Consider the following 7,789-nt stretch of genomic DNA (forward strand, 5'->3'; position numbering starts at 1 on the left):
CAGCGTAGATTATTAGCCAATAAAGAAATAGATATAAAGAAATATGATTGAAGGGAATCATGCTATTGCGTTATGGAACAAATGTCTGATGTTCATCAAGGACAATGTAAACGCAACAGCTTTTAAAACATGGTTCGAGCCGATTGTACCGTTGAAGTACGACAATAAGGCATTGACTATAGGGGTACCAAGTCCTTTCTTCTATGAATACCTGGAAGAAAAGTACGTTGGATTGCTTCGTGCAGCCATCTATAAGGAGATAGGCGAGGGCACGGAGTTAATGTATTCCATTTTGACAGACAAGACAAACCAGATAACCGTAAACGTAGAGGGTACTAAGCGTTCGCAGGCTGTACAGCAGCAGGCAAATCTACAAAACGTAAATAAAGCACCTAATCCTTTACAGGCGCAGGTCGTACAGGATTTGGATCCTCATCTTAATCCAAATTATAACTTCGACAATTTCATAAAAGGTACAAGTAATGAATTCTCAAGAACGGTTGCCGAAACTGTTGCTATGAATCCTGCCCGTACTTTCAACCCATTGTTTATATACGGTCCGTCCGGAGTTGGTAAGACACATCTTGTCAACGCTATCGGTACACGTATAAAAGAACTGTACCCTGAAAAGAGAGTTCTTTATGTATCTGCACATTTGTTCCAGGTGCAGTACACTGACTCTGTAAGAACAAATCACTTCAATGATTTCATTACTTTCTATCAAACTATAGATGTTCTTATCATTGACGATATACAGGAGTTTGCAGGTGTAACCAAGACACAAAATACCTTCTTCCATATTTTCAATCATCTACATCAGAATGGAAAACAGTTAATTCTTACTTCCGACCGTGCTCCTGTTATGCTTCAGGGTATGGAAGACCGTCTTTTGACACGTTTCAAGTGGGGATTAGTTGCTGAACTTGAGAAACCTGATACAGAACTCAGAAAGAATATTCTACGCAATAAGATACGCAAGGACGGACTTACTATTTCGGAATCAGTTATCAGCTATATCGCTGAAAATGTAAATGAAAGTGTACGTGAACTTGAAGGTATCGTGAACTCTTTATTGGCTCAGTCAATTCTGTTCAAACGTGACATAGATATCGACTTGACACAGAGAATTGTAAGAAAGGCTGTCAAATGTGCCGAAGTTAAGCCGGTGACAGTTGAGGATATCATAGAGAAGGTTTGCGAATACTATAAAGTTGATACGTCTACTATACATACCAAGACAAGAAAAAGAGAAGTTGTTCAGGTTAGACAGGTAGCCATGTATCTAGCAAAGAAACACACGGAAACTTCGTCTTCAAAGATTGGCCAGCTGATAGGAAAGAAAGACCATGCAACAGTTTTGCATGCTTGTAAAATAGTTAAGGACCAGGTGGATGTTGACAAGGCTTTCAAGAATGAGATAGACGAGATAGAGGCTACTCTTAGAACAAGGTAACAAATAGCTTTTACCAGATAAATATTAATATAAAACACCAAAAAGACAATTTGATTTCATATGATCGAATTGTCTTTTTGGCGTTTTATATGCTATGTTGTGATAGAAGTATGTAGAAACATACATATATTTCACTTTCACATCTTTCACACATAGGTTATACTGATATTATGCTAAAGCATTTATGCTGTAAATCTGTATCGTTCGTAAAGGTTAAGAATATCTTCTCTGCCGACTGTTGTAGGCAGAGTTGTAGGCAAAGGATTATTCTTTGTTGTTCTCAAGGCGATTTTGGCATATTTCAGAAGAGCAACTCCAATGGGTTTGAAATGAAAAAGACCCGAAAATTGATGAAAATTTCAATGACCGGGCCTTTTTGTATTCGTTTGTACTCAGTTGAGTAACTTTATACAGTGGGTATATTATTATTTCAAACGAGCCAATGTCTCTTTGATTCTGCGCATAGATTCTACTATGTTTTCGTCAGAAGTAGCGTAGCTCATACGGATACATTCGGGAGCACCGAATGATGTACCACCTACGCATGCCACATGGCCGACTTCAAGAAGATACATAGCCAAATCGTCAGAGTTGTTTATTACTCTGTCGCCATCCTTCTTGCCGAAGAAAGAATCACATTTAGGGAACAGATAGAATGCTCCTTGCGGATTGTTAACTTCGAATCCAGGAATTTCCTTAGCCAATTTAACGATAAGGTCACGACGGCGTTCGAATGCCTTACGCATTTCTTCAACAGGTTCCTGAGTTCCGGTATATGCAGCTTCGGCAGCTTTCTGAGAAACAGAGCATGGACCTGAAGTGTACTGACCCTGAAGTTTGTTTACGCCTTTTACAATCCATTCCGGACCGGCGATGAAACCGATACGCCATCCTGTCATCGCATATGCTTTTGAAACACCGTTTACGATAACTACGCGGTCTTTGATTTCAGCAAACTGTGCGATGCTCTGATGCTTTCCGATATAATTGATATGTTCGTAGATTTCGTCAGCAATTACGATAACACGTTCGTGCTTGGCAAGTACTGCAGCCAATCCTGCCAATTCTTCTTTTGTGTAAACAGAACCTGTTGGGTTAGAAGGAGAACACAGGATAAGTGCACGTGTGTTAGGAGTGATAGTAGCTTCAAGCTGTTCAGGAGTAATCTTGAAGTCCTGTTCTATGCCTGCGCTTACGATAACCGGAGTACCTTCCGCCAATTTTACCATTTCAGGGTAGCTTACCCAGTAAGGTGCAGGAACAATTACTTCATCACCTTTGTTTATAAGGGCCATAATCACGTTACAAACTGACTGTTTAGCACCGTTTGCACAGCTGATTTGTGCAGCAGTATATTCAAGTCCGTTTTCTTTTTTAAGTTTTTCAACTATGGCATTGCGAAGTGCAGGATATCCCGGAACTGGAGAATAACGAGAGAAGTTCTCATCAATAGCTTTCTTTGCAGCTTCTTTGATGTGGTCCGGTGTGTTGAAGTCAGGTTCACCTACACTAAGGTTGATTACGTCAATACCTTGCGCTTTTAATTCGCTACTCTTCTGTGACATAGCCAATGTAGCCGATGGCGACAGGCTGTTCAAACGATCTGAAAGTTGATTCATTGTTATAGTCCTTGTTTAAATGTTGAATTATTCTGCAAAATAAGCTATTTCTTATGAAATACGCAAAAGAAACAGCTTTGAAAATAAAAAAATGCCGCTTTTGGCGGCATTTGATTTACTTTCTGTCTCCCAATATTCTGAGGAGGTAGATGAACAGATTTATGAAGTCCAAATAGAGTGTCAGTGCACCTAAGAGTGCGATTTTCTGAGTCGATTCGTTCACTTCTATGTCATCGCCGCTCAGGAGACGTTTTATTTTCTGTGCATCGTATGCTGTGAGTCCGATGAAGAGCAATACTCCCACGTAAGAGATTATCATATCCATCATGGAGTTATGCAGGAACATATTTACCACAGATGCTATGATGATACCTATGACTCCCATGATACAAAGGCTTCCGATGCGTGTCAGGTCTTTCTTTGTTATGTATCCGAAGACAGCCATCACTCCGAATGTGCCTGCCGTAACGAAGAATGTTGTTGCTATGGAGCTCATTGTGTACACTAAAAACAGTACGGATAGTGTCACACCGTTTAGGATAGAGTAGGCAATGAACAGCAGTGTTGCAGTAGTAAAACTGATTTTGTTTATTCTTGCTGTCATATACATTACCAGTACAACTTCAGCTATAAGTATTCCCCAGAACAACATCGAGTTCTGTGTCATGGTGTTGATGAAAGTCAACGATTTAGCCATGTACATAGCTGTAAGTCCTGTTATTGCCAGTGCGAGAGTCATCCATGTATAGACGCTGCGCATCAGTGCATTCTGTGCAACCTTTGATTCGTAAGTGTTTTTTACAAGGTCTTTAGTTTCAAGTATATTCATAATGTGTACAATTGTTTTTTATTTGTTGAAATGGAGAGTATGTCCCATACGTTCCTTTTTAGTATGCAGATATCTCTCGTTGAATTCATTAGGTGTAACTTCGATAGGCACGTTTTCTACTATTTCCAGTCCGTAAGCCTCAAGACCCACTCTTTTGACAGGATTGTTAGTGAGAAGACGCATTTTTGTGATACCTATTTCTCTAAGAATCTGTGCACCTACACCATAGTCGCGTTCGTCAGCCTGATGTCCGAGGCAGATGTTTGCATCTACAGTGTCCATACCTTCTTCCTGAAGTTTGTATGCTTTCATTTTTTCCATCAGTCCTATGCCTCTTCCTTCCTGGTTAAGGTAGATTACGGCTCCCTTTCCTTCTTTGTCTATGAGTTCCATTGCCTTGTGAAGCTGTTCGCCGCAGTCGCATCTCATAGAACCGAAAATGTCACCTGTAGCGCATGAAGAGTGAACTCTCACCAGAACAGGTTCGGCAGGAGTGAAGCTTCCTTTTATCATTGCTACATGTTCAAGTCCGTTGCTCTTCTGGCGGAAAGGAATCAGTCTGAAGTGTCCGTGTTCTGTAGGCATATCCACTTCTACACCTTTTTCCACGAGTGATTCCTGTTTCAGACGATATGCTATAAGGTCTGCTATCGAAATCAGTTTGAAGCCGAATTCATCTGCCATTTTTCTCAGTTCAGGCAGACGCGCCATAGTTCCGTCCTCGTTCATTACCTCCATAAGTGCTGCAGCCGGGTATAGTCCTGCCAGACGTGCAAGGTCGATTGAAGCCTCTGTATGTCCTGCTCTGCGGAGTACGCCCTTGTCCTGTGCATACAATGGATTGATGTGTCCCGGACGTCCGAAAGTTTCCGGTTTTGAGTTAGGGTCGGCAAGTGCCTGTATTGTAGCAGCTCTGTCGGCAGCAGAAACACCTGTGGTACAGCCTTCCAACTTATCGATTGTTACTGTGAACGGTGTGCCAAGTATTGATGTATTGTTAGATACCTGTCTTGGCAAATCCAGTTCGTCGCATCTTGATAAAGTTATTGGAGCACATAGTACTCCTCTCGCATGTTTCAGCATGAAATTTACTTTCTCCGGTGTGATAAGTTCTGCCGCAACTATCATATCGCCTTCGTTTTCGCGGTCTTCATCGTCTACTACTATGACAATTTCACCTTTACGAAAATCTTCTATTGCTTCTTCGATTGTGTTCAGTTTGACTTTGTCCATAATTTCTATTGTAATATGTTTGTTCTTATTATTTCCTGAATGTTTCTGCTCGTCTTTATAATTATTTTCAAATCTTTGTCGAGTATAATTCTATGTTTCCATATATTGAGCCATATTATTATACCGGCAGGGACTATGATTCCTAATAAAATGTTGAGCCATATCTTGTCCGATACGCTCTTGTGTGCTTTAATAAATAAAAACGGATAGTTGTTCATATTGTTCAGAATTACTCCGTCTTTCGAGTTTGAAAGTTCTTCTATCACGCTTTCCAGCTGTTGGCTGATTTCCTTGATATGGTCGTCGTGAGTATGATTTGTGAAAATCTTATAATAATTTGGCAGTCCTAACAGTTTGTGCGTAGCCGCATAATCCTCACATTCGCGGCATATGTTATCAAGCTTGTCGCATATCTGTGCATAGTCCGGAGTGAAAATGATGACTTCCTTCCTGAAAATATGTCTTGACTGTCTGATTCCGAATATTTTTCTGAAGAATGCCTTATACACGTCTATGTTGAATACCACGGAGTCTTTGTTCGACTTGTAGGTAAGGAATGCTCCCAAAGGTGCCAGCACCAGACTACTCATCCATGTGCCGAGAATGATGTTCATCTCACCACTCTTGGCCACACGTGTAGCACCGGAGTCGATGATATAATACAGAATGAACATCAGTACGGATATAACTACCGGCATACCTAATCCTCCTTTTCTTATGATAGCTCCTAATGGGGCGCCGATAAAGAAGAAGAATACACAGGCGAATGACAGGGTTATCTTCTTGTGCCAGTCGGAAGTATGAGAACGAATGCTTTTGTCGTTATCTTGTGTCACAAACGATTTCATGCTCCAGTCTGAGCTGATAGACGACATTCTTCTTTCTGTAGAAGACAGTGTCTTAAGTTTTTCATCCGAACTCAGCGAGCGGAAGATACTGTCAGTATTTATATATGTAAGATTCTGTTCTTTGATTTTTATTGAATCGGATTTGCTCAAGTCAGTGTCTTTGTATGTAGATGCCATGATTTCATTATACATAGCCCTTCCCACACTGTCTGTATAGGTGGTCAATGAGTCTATCGTAGCTGTTAGCTCATTCATGTTCTTGATGTCCGAACGTCTGTTCAGGAAGCTTCCGTCCACCATGTTGAATTCGGCATCGAAGTCTATGAGCGAATGCTTCTCGATGAACGTTTCCCTGCGGTATGGCACATTTTTTGAGTCTATATTCTGTGATTTCAGATTTTCGAACAGCTCACCGTTGTAAAGGTGCAGATACAGATGCTTCTTGTCGGCAGTCAGTTCCAGTTTTCCTTCTTCAGCCCATATTATGCGGGCGTTTTCAAATCCGTCCGATAAGTTGTAAATCAGAACATCTTTCAGAATACCCATTTCACGGTCTTTCTTGTTTACATAGATATTATATCCTTCTATGTCGGAGTAGAATACTTTTTCCGGAATGTCTACTTCCGGTGATTTCTGCTTCATTGACACTAATAATGTCCACAGCTGCTTTTGGGCTTTCGGACCTATTACATTCTGGAAATAGAATGAAGTCAGGCCCAATATAAGACACATTACTGCGATAGGGCGCATTATTCTCAAAAGTGGAATGCCTGCGGCCTTCATGGACAGTAATTCGTATCTTTCTCCGAAATTACCGAATGTCATAAGGGCTGCAAGCAGTATAGCCAATGGAAGTGACAGAGGTATAAGGGTAAGTGCAGACAGAAAAAAGAATTGTGCCAGGATGTCCAGCTCAAGTCCCTTTCCGACCAGTTCATCGACATATTTCCACAAGAATTGCATCATGAAGATGAACAAGCATATGAAGAACGTTCCGGCAAAGAGTAACATAAAACTCTTTAGAACGAATATATCTAATTTTTTCAAACGTAATATTCCCATCTTTTTGTTTTATGTTGCAAAAATAGCATAAAATAATTGATAGGGAGTAATGTTTTGTATATTTTTAAATATATGCGGTTCATAAACCGAAAACTCTCTTCAGTACGTCTATTTGTGAGTTCCAGAGATTGACGGTATCATCTTCATCTTCCGGTTCCACACAGTCGGTGACTTCGAGTATATTGTCTGCAGTCAATTCATTATACAGAATCTTGAATTCAAAAAAAGATTTTGGGTCATCATCGTCTTTCCAGTGAAATTTAATGAAAGATTCGGAGCGGAAGTTTGTTATTTCTGCATCTCGTGTTTCTGTTTTCCTCCAGTGGAATGTGAATACTTTTCCGTTTCTTGTCACTTTGTCGGCAAACCATCTTTCAAGGCCGGCCGGTGTACTTATTGCATTCCATAATATTATTCCTGAAGTAGGATTTAAAGAATATTCTATTTTTAATTTCTTTTTCATTTTCTGTTCGTTTGTGTTTTATTTTTATGATTTTTAGGTTTTGGTGGCAAATTAAACTATTTTTTTTGACTATCGGTATAATAAATTCTATATTATACAACATAGTTCGGACGGTTATTGGGTGCTTTCAGAGGTGTATTATACTCGTTTTAAGAACGTTTCGTCATTTGAAACAAAACGCTTCGTCGTTTTAAAGTAAACGCCGAATCGTTTTTTTTAGAGAAAAAAGTTCCAAAATATTTGCATGATAAAAAAAATAGTCATACTTTTGCACCCGCAATC

At 40.0% G+C, this 7,789-nt stretch carries 6 protein-coding genes; 1 reads left to right on the forward strand and 5 read right to left on the reverse strand.

Annotated features, from left to right (window positions below; translation table 11 throughout):
• The first annotated feature begins 43 nt into the window (after positions 1–43).
• Positions 44–1,453 (forward strand): chromosomal replication initiator protein DnaA, encoded by a 1,410-nt coding sequence (gene dnaA / locus QZ379_RS05190; protein ID WP_291559010.1) that lies wholly within the window; start codon positions 44–46, stop codon positions 1,451–1,453.
• 425 nt (positions 1,454–1,878) lie between these two features.
• On the opposite strand, the gene QZ379_RS05195 is transcribed toward dnaA, so the two are convergent.
• From QZ379_RS05195 to QZ379_RS05215, 5 genes are all read right to left on the reverse strand, one after another.
• A complete protein-coding gene (locus QZ379_RS05195) occupies positions 1,879–3,072 on the reverse strand; it encodes a pyridoxal phosphate-dependent aminotransferase (RefSeq protein WP_291559012.1) in 1,194 nt (397 codons plus the stop codon).
• A gap of 115 nt (positions 3,073–3,187) precedes the next feature.
• On the reverse strand, positions 3,188–3,901 hold the full coding sequence (locus tag QZ379_RS05200) for a Bax inhibitor-1/YccA family protein (RefSeq protein WP_291559014.1): 714 nt from the start codon (positions 3,899–3,901) through the stop codon (positions 3,188–3,190).
• 18 nt (positions 3,902–3,919) lie between these two features.
• Positions 3,920–5,134 carry a bifunctional 3,4-dihydroxy-2-butanone-4-phosphate synthase/GTP cyclohydrolase II gene (locus tag QZ379_RS05205; RefSeq protein WP_291559016.1) on the reverse strand — a complete coding sequence of 405 codons (1,215 nt, stop codon included), beginning with the start codon at positions 5,132–5,134 and terminating at the stop codon, positions 3,920–3,922.
• A 5-nt stretch (positions 5,135–5,139) separates the two neighbouring features.
• Positions 5,140–7,038 (reverse strand): LptF/LptG family permease, encoded by a 1,899-nt coding sequence (locus QZ379_RS05210; RefSeq protein ID WP_291559024.1) that lies wholly within the window; start codon positions 7,036–7,038, stop codon positions 5,140–5,142.
• An 85-nt stretch (positions 7,039–7,123) separates the two neighbouring features.
• Positions 7,124–7,507: an START-like domain-containing protein gene (locus QZ379_RS05215; RefSeq protein WP_291559018.1), complete on the reverse strand. Its 384-nt coding sequence runs from the start codon at positions 7,505–7,507 to the stop codon at positions 7,124–7,126.
• Positions 7,508–7,789: the final 282 nt, after the last annotated feature.

It is taken from the genome of Bacteroides sp., assembly GCF_019417265.1.
In the GTDB taxonomy this organism is placed as follows: Bacteria; Bacteroidota; Bacteroidia; order Bacteroidales; family Bacteroidaceae; genus Phocaeicola.